This is a genomic window from Mesobacterium hydrothermale (assembly GCF_035818635.1).
GTDB classification, from domain to species: Bacteria; Pseudomonadota; Alphaproteobacteria; order Rhodobacterales; family Rhodobacteraceae; genus Mesobacterium_A; species Mesobacterium_A hydrothermale.
This window is the reverse complement of sequence record NZ_JAYLLH010000008.1, coordinates 97,332-120,802: the sequence shown is the minus strand read 5'-3', so window position 1 is coordinate 120,802 and position 23,471 is coordinate 97,332. Positions and strand designations below refer to the sequence as shown.

Below are 23,471 nucleotides of genomic sequence, written 5' to 3'. Positions count from 1 at the left end.
AACCGGGAGAAACCCATGTCCGACAAGAAAACCGCGCTTGTGATCAGCGCCCATTCCGCCGACTTCGTCTGGCGGGCGGGCGGTGCGATCGCGCTGCACCAGTCCAAGGGCTACGACGTTACCGTCGTTTGCCTAAGCTACGGTGAACGCGGCGAAAGCGCCAAGCTTTGGAAACAGGACGGTATGACGCTGGAGCGGGTGAAGGCCGCACGCCGCGAAGAGGCCGAGAACGCCGCCGCCGCGCTGGGGGTGACCGATATCCGCTTCCTGGACCGCGGCGACTATCCGCTGGACCTGGGCCGCGAAACGCTGGAGCAGATGGTCGACATCATCCGCGAAGTGCAGCCCAAGTTCATGTTCAGCCATTCGAAATGGGACCCCTACAACACCGACCACATGCGCACGACCGATTTCGCGCTGGAGGCGCGGATGGTGGCGCAGGCCTGGGGCCACAACCCCGGCCAGAAGGTGCTGGGCGCGCCGCAGCTGTACCTGTTCGAGCCGCACCAGACCGAACAGATGGAATGGAAGCCCAACGTGTTCCTGGACATCACCCCGGTGTGGGACAAGAAATGGGCCGCGATCCAGTGCATGCAGGGCCAAGAGCACCTGTGGCACTTCTATGAAAACGTCGCCCAGAACCGCGGCAACCATTTCCGCCGCAACTCTGGCGGCATGTCGGGCGGGCGCGATTGCCGCTATGCCGAGGGCTTCCAGGCGATTTTCCCGCGCACCGTGGACGAGTTGGACTGATGAAGGTCGCGGCGGGATACACGGGCCTGCAAAAGGTCCTGCACTGGGCGGTCGTGGGAATGATCGCGCTGAACTATACCCTGTTCGAGGAAATCGGCCGCGCCTTTCGCGGGGTCGTCCGGGACGGGGTCTATGACTACAATTGGGTTGTCATCGGGCATATCGCGATGGGCGCGGGCGTTCTGGTCTTCGCGCTGTGGCGGATGGCGCTGAAGGTCCGCCTGGGCGCGCCTGCGGCCCCCGAGAACGAACCGGAACTGTTCAAGAAGTTGGCGGTCGTCGGGCACCTGGCGCTTTACGCGATCATGATCCTGATGCCGGTCAGCGGGATGGTGGCCTGGTTCACCGCCAGCGGCAGCATCGGCGAAGTGCACGAGATCATGAAACCGATCCTGATCGCCCTGGTGGTGATCCACGTCGGCGCGGTGGCGGCACACAAGCTGGTCTGGAAGACCGATGTGCCCAAGCGGATGTTCTGAGGGAGGATGAGATGGGCGGAGTAGTCGTTCAAAACATCGAGCGCGCCGATCCCGTGGTGGTCGCGGCGCTGGGAAAATGCGGTGTCGCCACCGTGCACGAGGCGCAGGGCCGCAAGGGCCTGATGGCCAGCTACATGCGGCCGATCTATCGCGGCACCCGGCTGGCGGCGAGCGCGGTCACGATCTCTGCGCCGCCGGGGGACAACTGGATGGTGCATGTCTGCATCGAACAGTGTCAGGCCGGCGACATCATGGTGCTGGCGCCGACCAGCCCCTGTGAAGACGGCTATTTCGGCGACCTTCTGGCGACCTCGGCCCAGGCACGGGGCGTCAAGGGGCTGATCATCGATGCCGGTGTGCGGGACGTGATGGACCTGGAAGAGATGCAGTTTCCGGTCTGGTCCAAGGCGATTTTTGCCCAGGGCACGGTGAAGGAAACCGTTGGGTCGGTGAATATCCCGGTGGTTTGCGCGGGGGCGCTGGTCACCCCCGGCGATGTGATTGTCGCCGATGATGACGGGGTGTGCGTCGTGCGCCGTGAAGAGGCCGAGGACGTGCTGGTCAAGGCGCAGAAGCGCGAGGAGGCGGAGGTTGCCAAGCGCGCGCGGCTGGCGGCGGGAGAGCTGGGGCTGGACATCTATGACATGCGCGGACGCCTGGCGGAGAAAGGGTTGAAATACCTGTGACGCGGCTCGGATCGCAGGCGCGATCCGGCGGGATGAGAGGTTTCGGATCGCTGGCGCGATCCGATCGGGGCGCGCTGGCGCGCGTGCGGGGGCGCTGCCCCCGGACCCCCGGGATATTTTCGGCAAGATGATGAGGAGATCGGGCTGGTGGACGCAGTGCGCTGCATGTGGATGCGGGGGGGGACCTCGAAAGGTGGGTATTTCCTGGCCGAAGACCTGGTGGCCGTGGCCGACCGGGACGCATTCCTGCTGGGGGTGATGGGATCCCCGGATATCCGCCAGATCGACGGGATGGGCGGGGCCGATCCGCTGACCAGTAAGGTGGCGGTGGTGGAAGCTTCGGAACGGGTGGGGGTCGATGTGGATTACCTGTTCCTGCAGGTGTTCGTCGATCAGGCCATCGTGACCGACGCGCAGAATTGCGGCAACATCCTTGCCGGTGTCGGGCCCTTCGCCATCGAGCGCGGGCTGGTGGCGGCACAGGACGGCGAGACGCCGGTGACGATTTTCATGGAGAATACCGGCCAGGTGGCGGTGGCGCGGGTGCAGACCCCGGGCGGCAAGGTCAGCTATGCGGGGGAGGCGCGGATCGACGGGGTGCCGGGGACATCGGCGCCGGTGCCGATTGCGTTCCAGGACACCGCCGGGTCGTCCTGCGGGGCCTTGTTGCCCACGGGCAACGTGGTCGACGTGGTTGCGGGGGTCGAGGTGACGATGATCGACAACGGCATGCCCTGTGTCGTCCTGCGCGCGGCAGACATGGGGATTTCCGGGCAAGAGACGCCGGAGGAGCTGGAAGGCAACGCCGACCTGCGGGCACGGCTGGAGGCGATCCGGCTGGCCTGCGGGCCGCGGATGAACCTGGGTGACGTGGCGGCGAAATCGGTGCCGAAGATGACCATGGTCAGCCCCGCAGTGAACGGTGGGGCAATCGGCACGCGGACGTTCATTCCGCACCGCTGCCACAAGACGATCGGCGTGCTGGGGGCGGTTTCCGTCGCCACCGCCTGCCTGACGCCGGGGGCCGTGGGCTATGACATGGCAGACCGCGGCGTGGGCCGCGAACGGGTGCTGTCGGTGGAGCACCCGACCGGCGAAATGACCGTGGTGGCCACGCTGGATGACACGGGCCTTGTGGCCGAGGCGGCAATTCTGCGCACCGCGCGCAAACTGATGGATGGAGAGGTCTTCGCATGAGCGAGAAACAGGTGATGGACGCGGATTGGCTGGTGTTTCACCCCAACCCCAAGAAACCCGATTTCGTGCTGCCCGAGGGGGCCGTGGATGCGCATTGCCACGTCTTTGGGCCGTCGCCCGAGTTTCCCTTCGCGCCGGAGCGGAAATACACGCCCTGCAACGCGGGCAAGGATCAGCTTTATGCGCTGCGCGATCATCTGGGATTTGCCCGCAACGTGATCGTGCAGGCGACCTGCCACGGCAAGGACAACCGCGCCATGGTCGATGCCTGCCGCAGCGCCGGCGACCTGGCGCGCGGGATCGCCAGCGTCGGCGCCGATATCCCCCTGGACGAGTTGCAGCAGATGCACGAGGCCGGGGTGCGCGGGGTGCGCTTCAACTTTGTCAAGCGGCTGGTGGATGCGACGCCGAAAGAGGTGTTCCTGGGCATTGCCGAGAAGATCGCGCCCCTGGGCTGGCACATCGTGGTCTATTTCGAGGGCCAGGACCTGGAGGAGCTGATCCCGTTCCTCAACCAGTTGCCAACCATCATCGTGGTCGACCACATGGGCCGTCCGGACGTGGAGAAGGGGGTCGATCACCCCGATTTCCAGCGCTTTCTGCAACTGATGGAAGACAACCCGCGGGTCTGGTCCAAGGTGACCTGCCCGGAACGGCTGTCGAAATCCGGTCCGCCGGAGTATGACGACGTGGTGCCCTTTGCCCGGGCGGTGGTGGAACGGTTTCCCGACCGCGTACTGTGGGGCACCGACTGGCCGCATCCCAATATGAAATCGCATATGCCCGACGACGGCAATCTGGTGGATTTCATTCCGAAAATCGCGCGAACCCGCGAAGAACAGCAAAAGCTGCTCGTGGACAACCCGATGCGCCTGTACTGGGCGTGACCGCTTTGCCTGCCCGGCGAAACCCGGACGACAAGGCATAGATCAGGAGGAAAACCGATGCATGACCTGCCCGGTTACGACTATCACCTCGACATCCCCGGCACGACCATCTTCGATGGCAAGCAGGCGATGAAGGGCTATGCGCTGAACAAGATGTGCTATGACTTCAACAAGGCCGTGAACCGCGAGGCGTTCAAGGCCGATCCCGAAGCGTGGATGGAAAAATACGGCCTGAACGAGGAACAGAAACAGGCGATCCGCAACAGCGATATCCTGGGGATGATCGCGGCGGGTGGCAATATCTACTACCTCGCCAAGCTGGCCGGCATCTTCAAGCTGTCAGTGCAGGACGTCGGCGGGCTGCAAACCGGCCGGACCACCGAGGAGTTCAAAGAATTCCTGAAGAGCCAGGCATAAGGGGTTACGATCATGGCAAAAATTCTTGGCGGCATCACCACCTCGCACATCCCTGCCGTGGGCAATGCGATCCAGCAGGAACTGTATGACGATCCCTATTGGAAGCCGTTTTTCGATGGCTATCCCAAGGTTCATGCCTGGGTGAAGGACAACAAGCCCGACTATGTGATCAACATTTACAACGATCACGGGCTTGGGTTTTTCCTGGACAAGATGCCGACCTTCGCGATCGGCGCGGCGCATGAATACCGCAACGAGGACGAAGGCTGGGGCCTGCCCGAACTGCCGCCGTTCCCCGGGGCGCCGGAACTGTCGTGGCACATCATCGAATCCATGGTGGCGGATGAATTCGACATCACGTCCTGCCAGGAACTGCCGGTCGACCACGGGTTCGTGGTGCCGATGCAGCTGTTCTGGCCGGGGGCGCCGAACAACCCAGACATGCCGCGCGCCGTACCGATTTCGGCCAATACCGTACAACACCCGATCCCGACGCTGAAGCGGGCGCTGGACTTTGGCCGCGCGCTGCGCCGCGCGCTTTTGTCCTTCCCCGAGGATGCCAAGATCGTGGTGCTGGGCACCGGCGGGCTGAGCCATCAGCTGGACGGTGCGCGGGCGGGCTTCATCAACAAGGAGTTCGACCAGTATTGCCTGGACAACATCGTGCACAATCCCGACGAGCTGACCAAGATCACCCGCCAGGAACTGGTCGAAAAGGCCGGCGCGCAGGGCACCGAATTCCTGATGTGGTTGATGATGCGCGGCGCTCTTGGCGATGACGTGACCGAGATCACTCGGAACTACCATATTCCGATCTCGAACACCGGGGCAGGGACCCTGCTGCTGGAATGCGCGGCGTGAGCCTGTTGAAAACCGCCGGGGATGTGACGCTGGTCTTCGTCCCCGGCCTTTTGTCCGATGCCCGGGTCTGGGCGCCGGTACGCGCGCTGTTGGGCCTTGGCGGGTACGCGGCGGATGTCGACGGGCCGGCGTCGATCACCGGCATGGCAGAGCGGGTGCTGGCGGCCGTTGACGGTCCGCTGATCGTGCTGGGGCATTCGATGGGTGGGCGCGTGGGCATGGAAATGGCCCGGATCGCGCCCGATCGCATGCGCGGGCTGGTTCTGGCCGACACCGGGCATCATCCGCTGGCCGAGGGGGAAACCGCAACGCGCGAAGCCAAGATCGCGCAGGGCCATGCCGACATGGGCGCGTTGTGCGATGCGTGGTTGCCGCCGATGGTGGATGACAGCCGCCACGGCGATTATGTGCTGATGGGTGCACTGCGCGAGATGGTGCTGGCCAAGGGGCCGCAGGTGCACGAGGCGCAGATCCGGGCCCTGATGGGCCGGCCTGATGCCGGGGCCTATCTTGCGGCGGTCCATTGCCCGATCCTGCTGTCCGTGGGGCGCAATGACCGCTGGAGCCCGGTCTCTCATCATGACGAGATCGCCGCCATGGCCCCCGAGGCGGAGGTCGCGGTGATCGAGGGGGCCGGGCATTTCCTGCCGATCGAAAAACCGGTCGAAACCGCCAACGTGATTGCCGATTGGATGCGGCGCAAGGGGCTTTTCCCGGCGCGCTGACACCCACACGGGCGCGCGTCGGGCCCGGCGACAGGCTGTCGGGGCGCAGAAAAACGGCCCATGCGCCCGTTGGCGACCGCGAAAATCACCAAAATCCGTAGCAGTGGGTATTCCATCTGCTGAATGCTGCCGCTACCGTCGCGGCACTTCAACGATCCGCGCGCAACGCGGACGCTTGCGTTTCGCGCATCCACATAAACGGGAGGAAAAATATGGATCGTCGTTCTTTTCTGAAAACGTCTGCTGTTGGCGGTGCCGCCGCCGCCGCGTCCACGCTGGCCGCTCCGGCCTATGCACAGGGCAAGCGGACTCTGACCATGGTCACGTCGTGGCCGCGTGGCTTCGCCGTTCTGGATGATGCCGCCAGCTACCTGGAGCAGTATGTCGCTGCCGTGTCCGATGGCGAACTGACCATCGACAAGAAGGCACCGGGCGAACTGGTGGGTGCGTTCGAAGTGTTCGACGCCGTGTCGTCGGGCCAGGCCGACATGTATCACTCGGCCGACTACTACTTCATCGGTCAGCACCCGGGCTATGCCTATTTCACCGCCGTGCCGTTCGGCGGCACCGCGCAGGAAGTCACCAACTGGTACTATCAGGATGGCGGTCAGGAACTGCATGACGAACTGGGCTCGATCTTCAACCTGAAGGGCCTGATGGCCGGTAACTCGGGGTCGCAGTCGGGTGGCTGGTTCCGCAAGGAAATCGCGTCGGCCGCCGACTTCAACGGCCTGAAATTCCGTATGCCGGGTCTGGGTGGCAAGGTGCTGTCCAAGCTGGGCGCATCGGTGCAGAACATCCCCGGCGGCGAACTGTATCAGGCGCTGTCCTCGGGCGCGCTGGACGGTCTGGAGTGGGTTGGCCCGATGGCCGACGAGCGCGCAGGCTTCCAGGAAGTCGCGAAGATCTATTACACCGCCGGTTTCCACGAACCGGGCTCGGCGCTGTCCTCCTCGGTCAACCTGGATGTCTGGAACGACCTGAGCGAAAAGCACAAGCAGATCCTGAACGTCGCCTCGATGGCCACCACGTTCTTCCAGCTGTCGGAAACCCTGGCCAACAACGGTGCCGCACTGGCCCGTCTGCAGGCGCAGGGCGTCAAGACGCTTCAGTTCTCGGACGACGTCTGGGATGCGTTCGGCGCCGCCTCGAAAGAGGTCATGGACGAGAACATGAACGACGAACTGTTCGCCAAGATCCGCACCTCGTTCGAAGCCTCGCTGGCCAAGTCGGCAAGCTGGATCAACAAGTCGGACGGCTTCTATGTTGCACAGCGCGTGCGCGTGCTGGGCGGCGAGTGATCCTCGCCAGCGCTTGAAATCGGAAGGGCCCTTGCACCGCAGGGGCCCTTTCGGCTCGGGCAAGTCCTGACAATGCTTAGCGGACCCGGGAGGGGTCCTTGGGGGAAAACACATGGATGAGGTCCGCGCGGTCAGCCTGGGCGAAGCCTTTGCCGCCCTTGGCGACGGCATCCTTTGGGTCCTGACCAACATCGGCATGGCCTTCTACAATTTCGGCTACGCCATCACGCATCCGGCCAGCTGGCTGAACTGGAACGATCCGCTCGCGCTCATGCGGTTTGCCTATTATGGCGGGTCGGTTGAATTCTTCTACGTTGTCTTCACCACGTTCCTGGTTCTGACGGCCATCGGCATGTGGAAGAACAGCTTCATGTGGGGCATGGTGCGCGGGCTGGAATTCCTGGCCAACACGCTGGGCCGCACCTTTGCCTGGGCCGGGCTGCTGATGGTGTTGCAGCAGGTGGTCATCGTCTTCATGCAGCGGATTTTCACCCGGCCCGACATTTCGTTCGGGTTTGGCATTCCGTTGCAGTTCGACATCTCGTGGTACGCCGAGGAACTGAAGCTTTATAACGCCATGGTGGTGGCGCTTTGCCTGACCTACACCTTCGTGCAGGGCGGGCATGTGCGGGTTGACCTGGTCTATTCTGCGGTCAAGTTCCGCACCAAGCGCGTGATCGACATGGTCGGCAGCCTGATCTTCATGATGCCGATGGCGACGCTGATCTGGATGTATTCGTGGTTCTTCATGTGGCGTCACCTTATCACGCCCAAGATCTCGGCCTCGGACAAGCTGGAACTGCTGGAACGCAAGGCCCGGCTGCTGAAGTGGAACGTGGAAACCATCGGCTTCAGCCCGAACGGCTTCAGCGCCTACTTCATCTTCAAGATCCTGATCGTCGCGCTTTGCGGCCTGATCTTCCTGCAGGCGATGGCGTTTTTCTGGCGCTCTTACCTTGAATGGAAAGAGGGCGAAGCGTCGGAAGGTAAATATCTGGACAAAGACGTGCTCGAGGCTGGTGAAGAAGCCTACGACCACGCGGAATTCTGAGGCGGGGACTGACACATGCTATTCGGACTTGATGGCGTCGAGATCGGCCTGATCATCGTCTTTCTCACGCTCTTTTCGGCCATTCTGTCGGGTTTTCCGGTGGCGTTTGCCATCGGTGGCGCGGGGGCCATTTCCTTTGGGATCATCGCCACGCTGGACAGCGCCGGCCTGTTGATCCACCAGGCAATCGACACGTCGTCGGATGCCTATAACGCGCTGATCGCCAGCGGGATCAAGCCCGACAAAATCTCGGTCTTTACCTACCCGGACTTGCCAAGACTTGCCGAGCACGTGTTCCCGCGTGGCTGGGAAGTGGCGATGGATCGCAACGTGTCCTTCATCGTCAACCGGATCAACGAACGGGTGATCGCGGGCCAGTCGATCGAAACGCTGCTGGCGGTGTTGATGTTCGTGCTGATGGGGATCGTTCTGGAACGGTCGAAGATCGCAGATGATCTGCTGAACACCATGGCCCGGGTCTTTGGTCCGCTGCCGGGCGGTCTGGCGGTGTCCATTGTGGTGGTGGGGGCCTTCCTTGCGGCCTCGACCGGGATCGTGGGGGCCACCGTGGTGACCATGGGGCTGCTGGCCCTGCCAACCATGCTGCGCAACAACTATTCGCCGGAACTGGCCACCGGCGTGATCGCCGCGTCTGGTACGCTGGGGCAGATCATCCCGCCGTCGATCGTGATCGTTCTGCTGGGAACGCTGGCGGGTGACCTGTATTCTGCCGCGCAAGAGGCGCGGGCACAGGCCGCGGGCTGTACCGATGCGCTGACCTATCTGGGTGAGCCGGCGGTTGTCTCGGTGGGGACGCTGTTCCAGGCCGCGCTACTGCCGGGGGTTCTTCTGGCAGGACTCTACGCGGCCTATGCCTTTGGCTTCGCCATGTTGAACCCGTCCAAGGCACCGCCGGTGCAGATGTCCGCGAGCACCGGCGAACCTGTCACCCGGAGCGAGGCGTTCACCTGGTACCTGGGCATTCCCGTTGCGCTGATCGCGGGCACCATGCTGCTGGCGCAGGTGAATGTTGTGGGCAACCAGTCGCTGGTCGTCGACAGCTTTTCTGATATCGGCGACGCCGCCAGCCTGCGCACCAATGTCGGTGAGCAATGCCAGGCGTCGATGATCGAACTGCACGGGCAAGAGGCCTGGGATACCGCCGTTGCCGAGCAGAAAGCCATCGACGATGCCGGCGGTGTCCAGCAAAGCCACCGCCTGAACGAAGAAGAGCTGGTCGCCGCGCGTCAGGCCAAGATCGACAATGCCGCGCCGATTGGCACCGGTATTGCAATCCTGGCAGTGATCATGGGGATCATCCTGGCGCTGGGGCGTGGCGTGTCGCCGTCGTCTGACCCGATTCCGCTGATGGTGGGCGCCGGGGGCATCGTGCTTGGCCTCTTGGTCGACACGCTGCTGATCGGGCCGCAAACCTCGCCCGGAGCGACGGTGTTCCTGATGCTGATCCCTTGGGTTCTGACCCTTTGGGGGGCGAAACATGCCGCCTCCCGGCTGGCGCAGAACGAACTGATCCGCGTCGTGTTCCCGCCGCTGGTCCTGATCGTTGCGGTGCTGGGCTCGATCCTTGGCGGTATCACCAACCCGACGCCCGCAGCGGCGCTTGGGGCGGCCGGTGCCATCATGCTTGCGGCTTACCGCAAGCTGCGTGAAAACGACCGCAGCCCGAAGGTCATCCTGTTCTCGACATTCGCCGTGATCATCATGATCCTTGTGGGCATCAACTTTGACTTGCGGATCAACCAGGATCAGGTGTCGGTTGAAAGCTGGTTCTTCTTCTTTGTCGCCTACGGCGCCTATCTTTATGCCGGGTTCGGTCTGCTGTTCAGCTGCTGGGTCCTGTTCAAGATGGGGGTTCTGACACCGGCGGTGCGGGAAACCGCGAAGGTGACCAGCATGGTGTTTACCATCCTGATCGCATCGCAACTGCTGAACCTCGTGGTGATTTCCTTCGGGGGCGAGCATTACATCCAGGCCTTCCTGAAGAGCTTTGAGCGCCCCGAGGCGGCGTTCATCATCGTGATGATCATCCTCTTCATCCTGGGCTTCGTGCTCGACTTCCTGGAAATCATCTACATCGTGGTGCCGATCGTGGGGCCGGTGATCTATGGTGCGCATTTCGATCCGAAATGGGTGACCATCATGATCGCGGTGAACCTGCAAACCAGCTTCCTGACGCCGCCGTTCGGCTTTGCGCTGTTCTATCTGCGTGGCGTGGCACCAAAAGAGGTGACGACCGGGCACATCTATCGCGGGGTCATTCCCTTCGTGATGATCCAGGTTCTGGGGCTTGCCATGCTTTGGTTCTTCCCCGGCATCGTGACCATCGTGCCGGATCTGATGCCGAACTGATCGCGGTTCCGTTGAAAGCTTTTGACGGCCCGGGCATCGCCCGGGCCGTTGTCTCTTCGCGGTTGTCGTCGGCTTGCGTTTTCCGATGTTGCTGGCCGTATGGGTGAAACCGCCAAAATAGAGCGCCTTGGCCCCCAACGGCTGTCAGTGTTTCGTCTGACGCTGCATGCCGCGCCGCGCCCAATGGTGTGCCCACGGGACGGATCGCGGGCAGGGGGGCGCTTTTGGCGTTGGGGCGGGCGGGTCTGGTCGCGGCGTAAAAGGATGCGCGGCGGATGCAGTATCACGCCTGGACAGAAGCGGTCCGCGACCTGATCGGTCGGCCGAGGCAGGACCGCGCGTGCGTGACCTGACCCCGGGTCGGACCGGCCAAGAAGATGTCAGCCCTTGCGCAGGTCGGGCAGGGCGATATTGGCCACCTGTTCGGCAATCGGGTCGACCGAAAGCGGGTGCACCTCGGCGCTGTAGTCCTCGCCCGGGTCCTTGGGCTGCCAACGGCCCTGTCGATACAGTTCCAGCCCGGAAAACGCTTCCTTGTAGCCCATCTTCGCGCTGCCGGGCACCCAGTAACCCAGATAGACATACGGCAGGCCCGCTTCGCGCGCGATTTCGATGTGGTCGAGGATCATGTAGGTGCCCAGCCCTTGCTGCGGCAGTTCGGGGTCATAGAAGCTGTAGACCATGGACACGCCATCATCGAGCACATCGGTCAGGCAGACTGCGGTCAGTGCACCAAGGTCGTCGACATATTCCACCACGCGCGTGCGGATCGGCGTTTCCTCGATCATCGCGGCGAATTCGAACACGTCCATATCGGCCATGCCACCGTCTGCGTGGCGGCTTTCCAGGTAGGTAAGGAACAGGTCGTATTGTTCTTCCGTGGCCCAGGGGCTTGTGGCCTTGCGCGTCAGGTGGGCATTGCGCCGGTTGGTGCGGCGCTGGCTTTTTGACGGTTTGAACCGGTCGACAGCGATCCGCGCCGACAGGCAGGCGGCACAATCCGAACAGGACGGGCGGTACAGCACGTTCTGCGACCGGCGAAACCCCTGCTTTGACAGGCTGTCGTTCAAGGTCTGGGCGTTTTCCCCCTGAAGCGCCGTGAACAGCTTCCGCTCCATCCGGCCCTCAAGATAAGGACACGGTTGCGGCGCGGTCACATAGAACTGCGGAGCAAACGGAAGTGAATGGCGCATGAGAATCCAAAAGGGCGGTGTCACCAGCACGTTAGCAAGGGGTCGGGGGCGCGCCAAGCCCCCTGTCATCATCGCGTCACATGGCAGGTCTGGCAAACGCGCGCCCTGTGGGAGCGCCTTTCCAAGCCACAATATCTTGTGTCAAAAGCGGCGGTTCAGCACGACGGTTCCCAGCATCATATCGGTCAGACCCTGACGGCGTTCCGACAGGAACATCAGCAGGATCGAAATCACCTGAAAAATCGGAATCGACATCGACACTGTATAGCCCAGCGTGTGCAGGAAGGCCTGCCCCGGGTCGAGCCGCTGGCCATGGGCGTCGCGCAGTTCGATCGACATCAGACGCATGCCCCAGGTGGCCGAACCGCCCGAAATCGTGATGACCCGGTAGAAAAAGCCAATCAGCAGGTACAGCACCGGCAGGAAGAACAGACCGATGAAGGCCGTCAGCAGGATCACCGGCACAACCAGTGCCATGATCAGGACAGTGTCGAGAAGCCAGGCAATGCCGCGCTTGACGGGCGTATCGGTATAGAACTCGGCCTGGTGGATAGGGTCGGGCAGGTGTGACATGGACTCGGTATACATCATCTGTCGGTCTGTTTTCAGAGGGAAACCCCGGCGCTTTCGCCGGGGCAGGGAGGGAAGGATTGGCCCCGGATCAGGCCCGGGGCCAGGGCGTTCAGGCGTCTTCGTCTTCGCGCAGGGAGGCGTCTTGGCGGGCCTTGCGGGCGGCGTCGGAGCGTTCGTCCATGAACTGGTCGAATTCGGCCTTGTCCTTGGCGGCGCGCAGCCGGTCGAGGAACGACTCGAACTGTTCCTGTTCTTCCTGCAGACGGCGCAGCGTGTCGGCCTTGTAGGCGTCGAAGGCGCTATTGCCCGAGGGCTTCATCGCGCCCCAGGCGGCCTGATGGCGGGCCCGGCGGTCGGCGCGGAAGTCAGAGTGACGGCAGGATTTCGAAAACATGCGTTTGCTCCAGATCATATAGGCCAGAAGGGCAAGGCCCACGGGCCAGAAGAAGATGAACCCGACCACCATGGCGGCGATCCAGGCGCCTTTGCCCCTGGCATCCAGCCAGGCTTCGGCGCGCGAGAACCACCCGGCATTTGCGGGAAGCGTGGCTGCGGTTGCGGTATTCATGTCTCTCTCCGTTTAGGTTGATGTGAATGTCTTTCACATTGCTAAGATCGGAAGCCCGAAAGACGTTTGCAAGGGGGGATGTGAACGTTTTTTACATTTTTCAAAAGAGTCGTTTTGTTTCATATGGTTGCGCAGATATTTTTGGTTGATTTCCGGGTTTTCCTGCATTTGCGCTGGCAGGGCACCCCCTCGGGTTCCGCCTGTGCCGGGCAGGTTTGCACCCTCTCTTGCCAGTCCGGGTGGGCTGACATACCGTCGCGCGGGGTTCGCGCCTTGCTGCGCGGTGGGCAAACGACGTGTTGGGATACGGAATGCAGGGAAGCACCTTGGAACTGGTGATGATGGCGGCGACGCTGGCGGGGGCCGGGCTGGCCTCGGGCGTGTTGTCGGGGCTGTTCGGCGTGGGCGGCGGGGCGATCCTTGTTCCGATCCTCAGCGCCGCTTTCGCGGTGCTGGGGACCGATCCGGCGCATGTGGCGCATCTTGCCGTGGGCACCTCGTTGGGCATCATCGTGCCGACCACGATTCAATCCTACAAGGCGCACCGCAGCCGGGGCATGGGCAATGCCGCGCTGCTGAAACGCTGGCGCCTGTTCGTGCCGGCGGGTGTGATCGTCGCGTCCTTCATCGTCGGCTTCGTATCCGGGGACGTGCTGCGCAGCGTGTTCGTGGTCGTGGCGGTGGTCATCGCCGCCAAGATGCTGTTCCTGCCGAAGGGCTGGTACCTGGCCAAGGACCTGCCATCGAAACCTGTCACCGACGGTGTCGGATTTGGCATCGGGTTCATCTCGACCTTCATGGGGATCGGCGGCGGAAACCTGAACAACCTGTTCATGACGCTGTTCGGCCAGCCGATGCACCAGGCTGTGGCGACCTCGGCCGGGCTGGGTCCGCTGGTCGCGATCCCGGGCGTCATCGGCTATATGATTTCCGGCTGGGGTGCAGACGGCGTGCCGCCCCTGTCCATCGGCCATGTCAACCTGGCGGCGCTGGCCCTTGTCGCCCCCTTTGCCATGCTGGCGGCCCCCATTGGCGCAACGCTGGCGCACAAGCTGTCGGCGCGGAAGCTGGAAATCGCCTTTGCGCTGTTCCTGGTTTCCGTCGCGGTGCGGATGAGCATGGATATCTTCGCGTGATTGCATCGGGGCGGGCCGGGCGGTAGCACTGCATCCAGCGAACAACGGAAAGGCCCCGATCATGACACATGGCGCAGCCAAGCCCCGCACTGGCGGGCAGGTTCTGGTTGATCAACTGCTCATCCACGGGGCCGATACCGGCTTTTGCGTGCCTGGTGAAAGCTATCTCGAGGTGCTGGACGCGCTGCATGACGTGCCCGACCGGTTCACCCTGATCAACGCCCGGCACGAGGCCGGCGCCGCCAACATGGCCGAAGCCTATGGCAAGCTGACCGGGCGGCCCGGCATCGCGCTGGTGACCCGGGGCCCCGGCGCCTGCCATGCCGCCATCGGCGTGCATATCGCGCAGCAGGACAGCACGCCGATGATCCTGCTGGTGGGGCAGATTTCCCGCGACATGACGGACCGCGAAGCGTTCCAGGAGGTCGATTACCGTGCCATGTTCGGAACGGTGGCGAAATGGGCGACGCAGATCGACGATGCCCGCCGCATCCCTGAATACATGGCGCGTGCGTTCCGCGTGGCGACCTCGGGCCGCCCGGGCCCGGTGGTCATCGCTTTGCCCGAAGACATGCTGACCGAAGTGGTCGAGGTCGCGGATGCCCCGCGCTATACCCCTGCGCAGGCGGAACTCTGGCCCGGCGCGGTCGAGGCGATCCGCGACGCGTTCTTTGCCGCCGACCGGCCCATGGTGGTGGTGGGCGGATCGGGCTGGGATGACGAGGCCGCCAGCCAGATCACCGGCTTTGCCGAGGCAAACCACCTGCCGGTCGTCTGTTCCTTCCGCCGTCAGGACGTGGTCGCGGCGGCCTCTCCGTCCTTTGTCGGCGACCTTGGCACCTCGACCAACCCGGCGCTGTTCAAGCGCATGGCCGAGGCCGATCTGCTGCTGGTCATCGGGGCCCGTCTGGGGGACATGACCACCAAGGCCTACACCGCCGTCACGCCGCCAACGCCGGGGCAGCGGGTGATCCATATCTATCCCGACCCGGATGAAATCGGTCGGGTCTATGCCCCCGATCTGGGGCTTGTCGCGTCCTCTGCCGCCGCCGCGCTGTGGCTGAGCGGGCTGCGGATGGAAACCGATTCCGAGCGTTGGAAAGGCTGGACACAGGACCTACGCGCCGCCTACGAGGCGGATACCGAGGCCCCCAATGGCGGCGACCGCCCGCTGGATATGGGTGTGGCCCTGTGCCAGATGCGGGACGACCTGCCCGACGACATGATCGTCACGCTGGACGCGGGCAACCATACCGGCTGGGCGCAACGTTATCTGCGGTTCGGCCGTCCGGGGCGTGAACTGGGATCGACCTGCGGCGCGATGGGCTATTCCGTGCCCGCCGCCGTCAGCGCCGCGATCCGCCATCCCGACCGGCTGGTGGTGTCATTCGTCGGCGACGGCGGTTTCATGATGACGGGCAACGAACTGGCCACCGCCGCGCAATACGGCGCGTGCCCGATCATCCTTGTGTTCAACAACGGGATCTACGGCACCATCCGCATGCACCAGGAACGCGACCACCCGGGCCGGGTGTCCGGCACCACGCTGCAAGGTCAGGATTTCGTCAAGATCGCCGAAGGCTACGGTGCCTATGCCGAACGCGTCACCCGGACCGAAGAATTCTCCCCGGCCTTTACGCGTGCCCGCGCCGCCGGCCGTCCGGCCTTGCTGGAGCTGGTGACCGACCCGGACCAGATCTCGACCCGCACCACGCTTTCGGCAATGCGCGCGGTGGCCAAGACGTGACGCCCGCAGGGGGGCGTTCATACGGACGTTGTAAGGCCTGGAGGAAGGTGGAGGCGAGTACCGGAATCGAACCGGTGTACACGGATTTGCAATCCCTCTGATCCAACTGAAACAAAAGAACAAAAGTGTAAACACACCCCAAATGAGGGGTGTGAAAAATCAAACGGTTACAAGCCGGGCGTAAACCAAAAACGCGGTTCTAGTCTCGGGCGCTTCATGAAGCCCGAGCACAAGCGCATGTCGCGCATGATGGGCTACACGCTGACCCTCGGCGGCTATGACGCTTGGGAAGGCTTTTCGCTGGTGGCGATGGCCCGCATGGCGCCCGAAGAGCGCGCGGCGCTGGCATGGGCTGCACTTCGTTCGCTGGACAAGCCGGAACAGGCCGAACTGGTTGCAGAGTCTGTTCTCAAGTTTGCCGACTACCCTCTGCCGACCTTCCTCAGCCCGATGGATGATGCGCGCTGGTGGGCGTCGTTCGCGTCCCTGAAAGAGCGCAAGGCTTATGCGCTGGCCGCGTATGAAGCCCTGCCGCCGCGCGAACAGATGGCTTTCCGCAAACACATTTCCGAAGTGGAGATTGCCGCATGAAGATGCTGACCCAACGCATTCCGTCTGGGGCTGCACTGCCCTTCGATCTGGAAAACCTGAAACTGCATATCCGCGCGCCCGATGATTCCGAGGATGGCGCGATCACAAACATCGGCCTGACGGCGGCGGCGGAACTGGAACAGTTTGCGCAGATTGCGCTGCTGACCCAGAACATCCGCGTTACCATCTTTGATCTGGCGAGTGGCAGCGGGATTGACCTGCCCATCGGCCCGGTTGCGGACGCTGATACACCGACTGTCACCATCAACGGTTCAGCCTTCACCGACTTTGACTTTGTGGGCGGCAACCGTCCGTATATACGCTGGCAGTCAGCCTACTTCACCCTCGCCCCCAGCCACATCGTTATCGAGTATCAGGCGGGCTTTGGAGCGGCAGCGGCTGACATTCCGGCTGACCTGTCCCAAGCCCTCATGGATCAGGCTGCACTGCACTATGACGGGCGATCCCCGATGGACGCCAAGAGCCTCACCACATCGCCGCATATGGCCCGTGTGGGCGCGCGGTATCGCGGGGTGCTGGCATGACCGATCTGGAACTGGACGAAATCCTGACACTGCATTGGCCGCGCGTGATGCGCCGCGCCATGCGCGATGGCGATGAATGGGCGCAGGGCTTTGCCAAATCCATCGCCCGCCACGGCAAGCGCCCTTCTTGGCGTCCATCCCCAAAGCAGGCGCGCATCATGCGCCGCATGATCAACGATCTGGCGACCGCGCCGGATGACGAACTTGAACTGATTGAGAGGTAGCGAAAGCGGCGACCCTGCGCGCCACCCCAGACGCAGGGCCGATGTAGTGGAACGGGTTAGCAACGGTGGCTCCACATCGGTCAGCCTACCACGGGCGGGATCAAAGGCAAAGGGCAGTCCGAAAGGTTGAGGCCCGATCCCCGGCACCGCGTTCATGGTGTCGCAAGCAGCAACCGACTGATCAGCGGGAACGCACGACTGATCAGGCCCAAGCGATGGCCCGGCTCCGGCGAGCAGGTGACTTCACGCAGAGGGCTTAGGGACTGCCGCAGCCGCGCGCTGTGGGCAGTCGTCCTATGCCCTTCGCTCCGACCCTCACCATCGAGCAGAGGGACAAGAGCACAACGATTGAACGAAGCGCTACGCGCGAAACGAGGAAACAATGTCAGACGCGGCAACGAAAAAAAGAGAGTGGAGGAAAGCAGACGGTTCGCTGTTGGAGTCTGACCGCGAAGCCGCGCGCGCTGATCTGTTCGATGGCTTCGATGCAAAGCCTGAAACTGGTCCCAATGCCGCAACATCTGTCCATGCGGGGAACCGTGGATGGAAGTTTTCTCTTTTCGCGCAGGATGCTGAGGGAACGCCCGCCGAACGAGCTATGCAATTCATGCATGGACTTCGCATCCCGGAAGGCCCGAACGCCGGAAAGCCGGTTTCTCTCGCACCCTTTCAGAGCAAATTCATCACCGGGGCGATGGCCGACAACACCGCCAACGCCATTCTCAGCATCGGGCGCGGCAACGGCAAATCCGCGATCACGGCTGGCCTTGCCCTCGGCGGTCTGATCGGTGTTTGGGATCGCCAGCCCCGCCGCGAAATCATCGCAGCCGCCCGGACGCGGGATCAGGGCCGGATCATCTGGGATTTTGTCGCTGGTTTCGCTGCGACCCTTCCCCTCGAACTGCAACGCCGCCTGATCTATCGCCGCGCCCCGCGCCTCGAAATCGAGTTTGAGGGCGATGGCGGAGGGCATGTGCTGCGCGTGATCGCAGCTGATGGCAAGTCCGCTCTTGGCGGCGCTCCGACAATGGCGATCTTGGACGAACGCGGTCACTGGGCGCTGGACCGGGGCGACGAACTGGAGCACGCGCTGTTGTCCGGTCTGGGCAAGCGTGATGGCCGCGCCTTCCTGATCAGCACATCCGCCAGTGACGACACGCACCCCTTTTCCCGGTGGATAGACGACCCTCTGCCCGGCACCTACGTTCAAGAGCATCGCCCCGCGCCCGGATTGCCTGCTGACGATCCCGAAAGCTTGCTGATCGCCAACCCCGGCGCGCCCCATGGCATCGGCGGTTCGCTGGAATGGCTGGAAGCGCAGGCCAAGCGGGCGATTGCGCGCGGCGGATCAAGTCTCACATCCTTCCGGCTCTACAACCGCAATGAGCGCGTGTCCGGTGAAGCCCGCGACATGCTGATCACGCTGGACGAATGGCTTAGCTGCGAAACCAATAGCCTGCCCCCTCGTGAGGGCGGTTGCGTGATTGGTATCGACCTCGGCGGCTCAGCATCCATGACGGCGGCGGCGTTCTATTGGCCTGCGACTGGCCGTCTCGAATGCCTCGGCACCTTTCCTTCCATGCCAAACCTGCTGGACCGGGGTCAGACCGATGGCGTGGCGGGCCGGTATGTCGAGATGCAAGAGCGCGGCGAACTGAGCGTTCTGGGCGATAAGACGGTTCCGGTTGCCCCGTGGCTGGTCGAAATCATGCGGCATGTTGAGGATCAGCCGATCCTTGCCCTGACCATGGACCGCTACAAGCAAGCTGAATTGGGCGAAGCCATTGCCCGTGCGGGGATCCGCGCGCCGCTGGTCTGGCGCGGTCAGGGCTTCCGGGACGGTGGCGAAGATGCAGAGCGGTTCCGCCGCGCCGCCTTTGACGGGCAAGTGAAGGCCAAGCCGTCCCTGCTGTTGCGCTCTGCCTTCGCCGACACCGTCTGTCTACGCGACCCCGCCAACAACATCAAAATCGCCAAGGCGCGCAGCACGGGCCGGATCGACGCCGCTGCTGCATCGGTGCTGGCAGTCGCGCAAGGCGCGCGGGTGGCGGCTCAACCCCAGACGAAAGCGAGGATGCAATGGTTTTGAACGCCGGAAGCCTCAGCCGCCGCATTCAAATTCGGCGCTACAACGAAACGGGCCGTGATGGGTTCGGCAATCCAGTGGGCGAATGGGAGGATTTTGGTCCCGTCATTTTCGCCCGGCGGCGCGACATATCAGATGCAGAGCGCCTCAGCGCAGGTGCTTGGGGTAACAAGCTGGTGACGCGGTTCATCATCCGGGCGACAGCGTTCGGGCGCAGCATCGCCCGGTATGACCGCCTTGTGCATGAGGGCATCACCTACGGGATCGACGGCATCAAAGAGGTTCCCGACGACCGGGGCTTTCTCGAAATCACCGCGCAGACGAGTGAAGCGCCATGAGTGTTCGCAAAGAGCATCACCGGCATTCCCGGAAGGTCACTCGCACAAAACGCTGGAAGGCTCTGCGGGCTGAAATCCTTGAGCGCGATGGATACCGTTGCCAGTCCTGCGGCTGCGGCGGGCGCTTGGAAGTGGATCACATCAAACCGGTCAGAACACACCCCGAATTGTCCTATGACCCGCGCAACCTTCAGGCTCTCTGCCCCGGTTGCCACACCCGAAAGACAAGGATCGAGTGCGGGCATCCCCCGCCCCGAGAGGACCGCCGAGATTGGCGGCAAGCAGTCGAGTCGCTAGCGCGGCCCGGCACCACCCCTGTTGAGCAGAAAGGATAAACGATGCTCGAATCAGTGAAGATCGCCCGGCGGCAAAGCGAAATCCGCCAGAACCTCGCCGAACTGGCGGGCAAGGAAACCCCGTCCGAAGACGAAGTGCGCAAGATGGATGAACTGGATCGGGAATACCGCTCCAACGAAACCCGCTACCGCGCCGCCCTGATCGCCGAAGATACCGAACGCCGCGATGCTGGCGACGAGCTGGAAACCCGCTCTGCGCAGGAATGGGCTGACCTCATGGCCGGTTTCGAGATGCGCCAGGTCGCGCTTGCCCTGGACGAAGGGCGTCAGCTTGACGGGCAGACGGCGGAAATCGTGACCGAACTGCGCAGCGCAGGCGGTTTCCGTGGCATCCCGGTTCCGTGGCAGGCTCTCGAAGTCCGGGCCGGTGAAACCGTGGCGGGCGGCACTCCGAACCCGATCCAGACCCGCCCCATCATTGACCGGTTGTTCCCTGACAGTGTGGCGGCGCGGATGGGTGCGCAAATGATCAGCATCGACGCGGGCGCGGTGGAATGGCCGGTGACAACTTCGGCCGTCACGGCGGGCTGGGCAGATGGCGAGGCTGCCAACGTGGCAGGTCCGACCACCTACGCGACCACTGACCGTGCCATGTCGCCGGATCACAACCTTGGCATTCAGATGCGGATCACCCGGAAGGCGCTCAAGCAATCCGGGGCAGCGCTGGAACAGGCGGTGCGGCGTGACATGAGTGGCGCAATGGGCGCGGCAATGGATCAGGCTGCATTCCTCGGCACCGGGGCCAATGGTCAGCCCCTTGGCGTGATCACCGGCGCGGCAACCTATGGCATCACGTCCACGGCGGTGGATGCGTCGGCAAGCTGGGGCGCGTTCCGCTCTGCCGTCACCCGGTTCATGACTGCCAATGCCGCCGGTTCGCCGGATGCGGCGCGCGCGCTGATCCGGCCCGAACTCTGGGATTATCTGGATGGCATCTACATCGCCGGAACGGCAGTGACCGAATGGGACCGCCTGACGAAGAACATCCCCGCTGGCAACATCGCCATGACGAACAACGCGCTTGCCGCGCCGTCTGGAACGCCCTCGGCAACCTCTTCGCTGCTGACAACCTCGGCGGGCGGTGTCGCGCCCATCTTTGTCGGTGCATGGGGCGCGGTAGACATGATCCGCGATCCTTACAGCGATGCACAATCCGGCGGGCTGCGCATCACGGCGCTGGCAACCATGGATGTGACCGTGGCGCGCCCGGCTCAGCTTGAACTGCTGACCGGCCTTGAACTGGCGGCTGCATAATGCTCTGGGGCGCTCACATTGGCAGCCTTGAGCTGCGCACCGATGGCGGGGAAACCCGCCTTCGGGCATCCTTCCCATATGGTCGGGAAACCGTGCTGGCCGAAGGCATTGGCGCAGGGCGTGAGCGTCGTGAGATGATCGCAGCCCGCGCCTTTGCAGATCGGCTTGAACGCGGCGAGGACGTGCATTTTCTGTCCGGCCATGACTTCAACAAGCCGCTGGCGTCACGTTCCGCCGGCACTCTGACCCTGACCGAAAATGACGACGCGCTGACCATTGAAGCGACAATCAGCGCTGACATGGGGCAGGTCAGCTATGTGCGGGACTTCCTGACCGCCAACGCCGCTGGCCTTGTGCGCGGTCTGTCGCCCGGTTTTCGCGTCCGCCCCGGCGGCGAGACGGTAGAGGAACGCGGAAACGCCATTCTGCGCACGATCAAGGCGGCTGACCTGATCGAAATCAGCGCCGTCACGAAACCCGCCTATCCGCAAGCCCAGATCGAAGCCCGGAACTGGCAACCCATCGGCGAGGTGGCAAAGCGTCTGACGCACCGCCCCGCCGCGATCCGGTGGAGGTGACAATGCTCGGATGGCTCATGAACAAACTGCGCCCGATCGAAACGCGGTCCAGCGGCGCAGGATATACCGCGCAAGTCATGGCGGCGCGCGATAGCTATATCAGCGGGCGGCGCGGCGTGGCCGAACTGACAGCAACGGTGCAAAGCTGCGTCAGCCTTTGGGAGGGCGGCTTTGCCATGGCCGATGTGTCTGGCACCGATCTGCTGACACGGGCCAACATGGCGCTTATCGCCCGCGCCGTCGCGCTCAATGGTGAAGCGGTCTATCTGATCACCGATCTGGGGCTTGTGCCTGCAACCGATTGGGACGTGACAACCCGCGATGGACGCCCGCGCGCCTATCGCCTCTCGATCCCCGAAGCTGGGGGCGGGCGCACGGTGACTGCCCTTGCTGCCGAGGTTCTGCACCTGCGGATCGGCTCAGACCACCTGACGCCATGGATCGGCACCGCGCCTTTGCGGCGGTCCAGCCTCACCGGGGCAATGCTTCATGCGGTAGAATCGGCCCTTAGTGAGACGTTTGAGAATGCCCCCCTTGGCTCTCAGATTGTGCCCTTGCCTGATACCGGGGCCGATGACATGGCGTCCATGCGCGGCGCATTCCGAGGGCGGCGCGGTTCAACGCTGGTAATCGAAGGCGTGGCGCAGGCGACGGCGGCGGGCATGAACCCCCAGATCGGCCAGAAATCGGATCAGCTTTCGCCCGATCTGTCCAAGTCCATGACGGCGGAAACACTGGCGGCGGCGCGGGAGGGAATCGCCATGGCCTATGGCGTCTTGCCGTCATTCCTCAATCGTGCGGCAACCGGCCCAGTGGTGCGAGAGGCGCAAAGGCAACTGGCGATCTGGACCTTGCAGCCCATTGCCGCGCTTCTGGCGGATGAAGCCTCGGCCAAGCTGGGGGTAGAGATCACGATTGACACCATCCGGCCCTTGCAAGCCTTCGATGCTGGCGGACGCGCCCGCGCACTCTCGGCGATCATCAAGACGATGGCAGAGGCCAAAGAGGCTGGCATACAGCCCGCTGACGTGTCCGGGGCTATGCGCATGGTGGACTGGGAAAGGTGAAATGCCGTGGCACGGCATCGCCACGGCAACGGAATGGCTGATCACGCCATGGGTTTTTGTCTGACAGGGCATCCCGACCCGAAGTGATCCACAAGTCGGCGAGTGTGTTAACCCCGACAAAGCGCGGCCCGCCTATCCTTTTGGGAACCTCCCGTGGGCGCGGCGCTAGGGCGGGCAAGCGGAAGCCCGCCCTTTCTATTTCTTGAGCCTGACGCCAGCCCCACCGCCATTCTCTGCAATGAACTCAACGCCCGCCGCTTCTAGGGCTTCACGGATTATCTGAATAGTGGTGGCTTTCAATTCTTCGCCTCGCTCAAGTCTGGAAACCGTCGCTTGTGCCACATCGGCCAAACTTGCCAAATCTCGAACACCCAACCCCAAAGCTGCTCGTGCCATTCTGCATTGCGTTGCGTTCATTTTTATAACCCTGTTATTTTTCTTGACGGCATGTCCAGCATGTGAAAAGCATAACTTAGTTATCATTATCA

Annotated in this window: 26 protein-coding genes; 22 read left to right on the top strand and 4 right to left on the bottom strand. The window is 63.2% G+C overall.

Translation table 11 applies throughout. The features are described from left to right. Positions 1-15: 15 nt before the first annotated feature. From VK792_RS08015 to VK792_RS07965, 11 genes are all read left to right on the top strand, one after another. Complete coding sequence (locus VK792_RS08015; RefSeq protein ID WP_326296941.1) at positions 16-753, top strand: PIG-L deacetylase family protein; 738 nt, start codon at positions 16-18, stop codon at positions 751-753. Further along, a complete protein-coding gene (locus VK792_RS08010) occupies positions 753-1,232 on the top strand; it encodes a cytochrome b (protein WP_326296940.1) in 480 nt (159 codons plus the stop codon). The genes VK792_RS08015 and VK792_RS08010 overlap by 1 nt, the downstream gene beginning before the upstream one ends. 11 nt (positions 1,233-1,243) lie before the next feature. Next, positions 1,244-1,918: a 4-carboxy-4-hydroxy-2-oxoadipate aldolase/oxaloacetate decarboxylase gene (locus VK792_RS08005; RefSeq protein ID WP_326296939.1), complete on the top strand. Its 675-nt coding sequence runs from the start codon at positions 1,244-1,246 to the stop codon at positions 1,916-1,918. Positions 1,919-2,065: 147 nt separating this feature from the next. Beyond that, the gene (locus tag VK792_RS08000; RefSeq protein WP_326296938.1) at positions 2,066-3,115 is read left to right on the top strand and encodes a 4-oxalomesaconate tautomerase; all 1,050 of its coding nucleotides are present in this window, start codon (positions 2,066-2,068) and stop codon (positions 3,113-3,115) included. Next, entirely contained in the window at positions 3,112-4,002 is an 891-nt protein-coding gene (locus VK792_RS07995; RefSeq protein WP_326296937.1) for an amidohydrolase family protein, read from the top strand. Before VK792_RS08000 ends, VK792_RS07995 begins: the two co-directional genes overlap by 4 nt. A 57-nt stretch (positions 4,003-4,059) precedes the next feature. Next, positions 4,060-4,419, top strand: a complete 360-nt coding sequence (locus VK792_RS07990; RefSeq protein ID WP_326296936.1) for a protocatechuate 4,5-dioxygenase subunit alpha — start codon at positions 4,060-4,062, stop codon at positions 4,417-4,419. A 12-nt stretch (positions 4,420-4,431) separates the two neighbouring features. Beyond that, positions 4,432-5,280 (top strand): class III extradiol dioxygenase family protein, encoded by an 849-nt coding sequence (locus VK792_RS07985; RefSeq protein WP_326296935.1) that lies wholly within the window; start codon positions 4,432-4,434, stop codon positions 5,278-5,280. Next, positions 5,277-6,005, top strand: coding sequence for an alpha/beta fold hydrolase (locus VK792_RS07980; protein ID WP_326296934.1), 729 nt, complete (start codon positions 5,277-5,279; stop codon positions 6,003-6,005). Before VK792_RS07985 ends, VK792_RS07980 begins: the two co-directional genes overlap by 4 nt. A gap of 212 nt (positions 6,006-6,217) precedes the next feature. Continuing rightward, positions 6,218-7,306, top strand: coding sequence for a TRAP transporter substrate-binding protein (locus VK792_RS07975; protein WP_326296933.1), 1,089 nt, complete (start codon positions 6,218-6,220; stop codon positions 7,304-7,306). A gap of 112 nt (positions 7,307-7,418) precedes the next feature. Beyond that, on the top strand, positions 7,419-8,357 hold the full coding sequence (locus tag VK792_RS07970) for a TRAP transporter small permease subunit (RefSeq protein WP_326296932.1): 939 nt from the start codon (positions 7,419-7,421) through the stop codon (positions 8,355-8,357). A 15-nt stretch (positions 8,358-8,372) separates the two neighbouring features. Further along, positions 8,373-10,727: a TRAP transporter large permease gene (locus VK792_RS07965; protein WP_326296931.1), complete on the top strand. Its 2,355-nt coding sequence runs from the start codon at positions 8,373-8,375 to the stop codon at positions 10,725-10,727. A gap of 380 nt (positions 10,728-11,107) precedes the next feature. Here the strand turns inward: VK792_RS07965 and VK792_RS07960 are convergent, their stop codons facing one another. From VK792_RS07960 to VK792_RS07950, 3 genes are all read right to left on the bottom strand, one after another. Next, the gene (locus VK792_RS07960; protein WP_326296930.1) at positions 11,108-11,920 is read right to left on the bottom strand and encodes an arginyltransferase; all 813 of its coding nucleotides are present in this window, start codon (positions 11,918-11,920) and stop codon (positions 11,108-11,110) included. Between the two features lie 141 nt (positions 11,921-12,061). Beyond that, entirely contained in the window at positions 12,062-12,511 is a 450-nt protein-coding gene (locus VK792_RS07955; protein ID WP_326296929.1) for an RDD family protein, read from the bottom strand. Between the two features lie 91 nt (positions 12,512-12,602). Further along, positions 12,603-13,061 carry a DUF2852 domain-containing protein gene (locus tag VK792_RS07950; RefSeq protein WP_326296928.1) on the bottom strand — a complete coding sequence of 153 codons (459 nt, stop codon included), beginning with the start codon at positions 13,059-13,061 and terminating at the stop codon, positions 12,603-12,605. A gap of 311 nt (positions 13,062-13,372) precedes the next feature. Here VK792_RS07950 and VK792_RS07945 point away from each other — a divergent pair, with 311 nt between their 5' ends. The 11 genes from VK792_RS07945 (at position 13,373) to VK792_RS07895 (ending at position 22,983) form a co-directional block, all read left to right on the top strand. Next, positions 13,373-14,197 (top strand): sulfite exporter TauE/SafE family protein, encoded by an 825-nt coding sequence (locus VK792_RS07945; protein ID WP_326296927.1) that lies wholly within the window; start codon positions 13,373-13,375, stop codon positions 14,195-14,197. Between the two features lie 61 nt (positions 14,198-14,258). Beyond that, positions 14,259-15,944 (top strand): thiamine pyrophosphate-binding protein, encoded by a 1,686-nt coding sequence (locus VK792_RS07940; protein ID WP_326296926.1) that lies wholly within the window; start codon positions 14,259-14,261, stop codon positions 15,942-15,944. A gap of 216 nt (positions 15,945-16,160) precedes the next feature. Further along, positions 16,161-16,535, top strand: a complete 375-nt coding sequence (locus VK792_RS07935) for a hypothetical protein (protein ID WP_326296925.1) — start codon at positions 16,161-16,163, stop codon at positions 16,533-16,535. Continuing rightward, positions 16,532-17,080 (top strand): head-tail connector protein, encoded by a 549-nt coding sequence (locus tag VK792_RS07930; protein ID WP_326296924.1) that lies wholly within the window; start codon positions 16,532-16,534, stop codon positions 17,078-17,080. Before VK792_RS07935 ends, VK792_RS07930 begins: the two co-directional genes overlap by 4 nt. Then, positions 17,077-17,304: a hypothetical protein gene (locus VK792_RS07925; RefSeq protein WP_326296923.1), complete on the top strand. Its 228-nt coding sequence runs from the start codon at positions 17,077-17,079 to the stop codon at positions 17,302-17,304. Before VK792_RS07930 ends, VK792_RS07925 begins: the two co-directional genes overlap by 4 nt. A gap of 382 nt (positions 17,305-17,686) precedes the next feature. After that, positions 17,687-19,393 carry a terminase TerL endonuclease subunit gene (locus VK792_RS07920; protein ID WP_326296922.1) on the top strand — a complete coding sequence of 569 codons (1,707 nt, stop codon included), beginning with the start codon at positions 17,687-17,689 and terminating at the stop codon, positions 19,391-19,393. After that, a complete protein-coding gene (locus VK792_RS07915) occupies positions 19,384-19,728 on the top strand; it encodes a head-tail adaptor protein (protein ID WP_326296921.1) in 345 nt (114 codons plus the stop codon). Before VK792_RS07920 ends, VK792_RS07915 begins: the two co-directional genes overlap by 10 nt. Then, a complete protein-coding gene (locus VK792_RS07910) occupies positions 19,725-20,063 on the top strand; it encodes an HNH endonuclease (RefSeq protein WP_326296920.1) in 339 nt (112 codons plus the stop codon). The genes VK792_RS07915 and VK792_RS07910 overlap by 4 nt, the downstream gene beginning before the upstream one ends. Positions 20,064-20,066: 3 nt before the next feature. Beyond that, on the top strand, positions 20,067-21,338 hold the full coding sequence (locus VK792_RS07905) for a phage major capsid protein (RefSeq protein ID WP_326296919.1): 1,272 nt from the start codon (positions 20,067-20,069) through the stop codon (positions 21,336-21,338). Further along, entirely contained in the window at positions 21,338-21,916 is a 579-nt protein-coding gene (locus VK792_RS07900) for an HK97 family phage prohead protease (RefSeq protein ID WP_326296918.1), read from the top strand. Before VK792_RS07905 ends, VK792_RS07900 begins: the two co-directional genes overlap by 1 nt. A gap of 2 nt (positions 21,917-21,918) precedes the next feature. Next, positions 21,919-22,983: a phage portal protein gene (locus VK792_RS07895; protein ID WP_326296917.1), complete on the top strand. Its 1,065-nt coding sequence runs from the start codon at positions 21,919-21,921 to the stop codon at positions 22,981-22,983. A 195-nt stretch (positions 22,984-23,178) separates the two neighbouring features. Here the strand turns inward: VK792_RS07895 and VK792_RS07890 are convergent, their stop codons facing one another. Continuing rightward, entirely contained in the window at positions 23,179-23,466 is a 288-nt protein-coding gene (locus tag VK792_RS07890; protein WP_326296916.1) for a helix-turn-helix domain-containing protein, read from the bottom strand. Between the last annotated feature and the right edge of the window lie 5 nt (positions 23,467-23,471).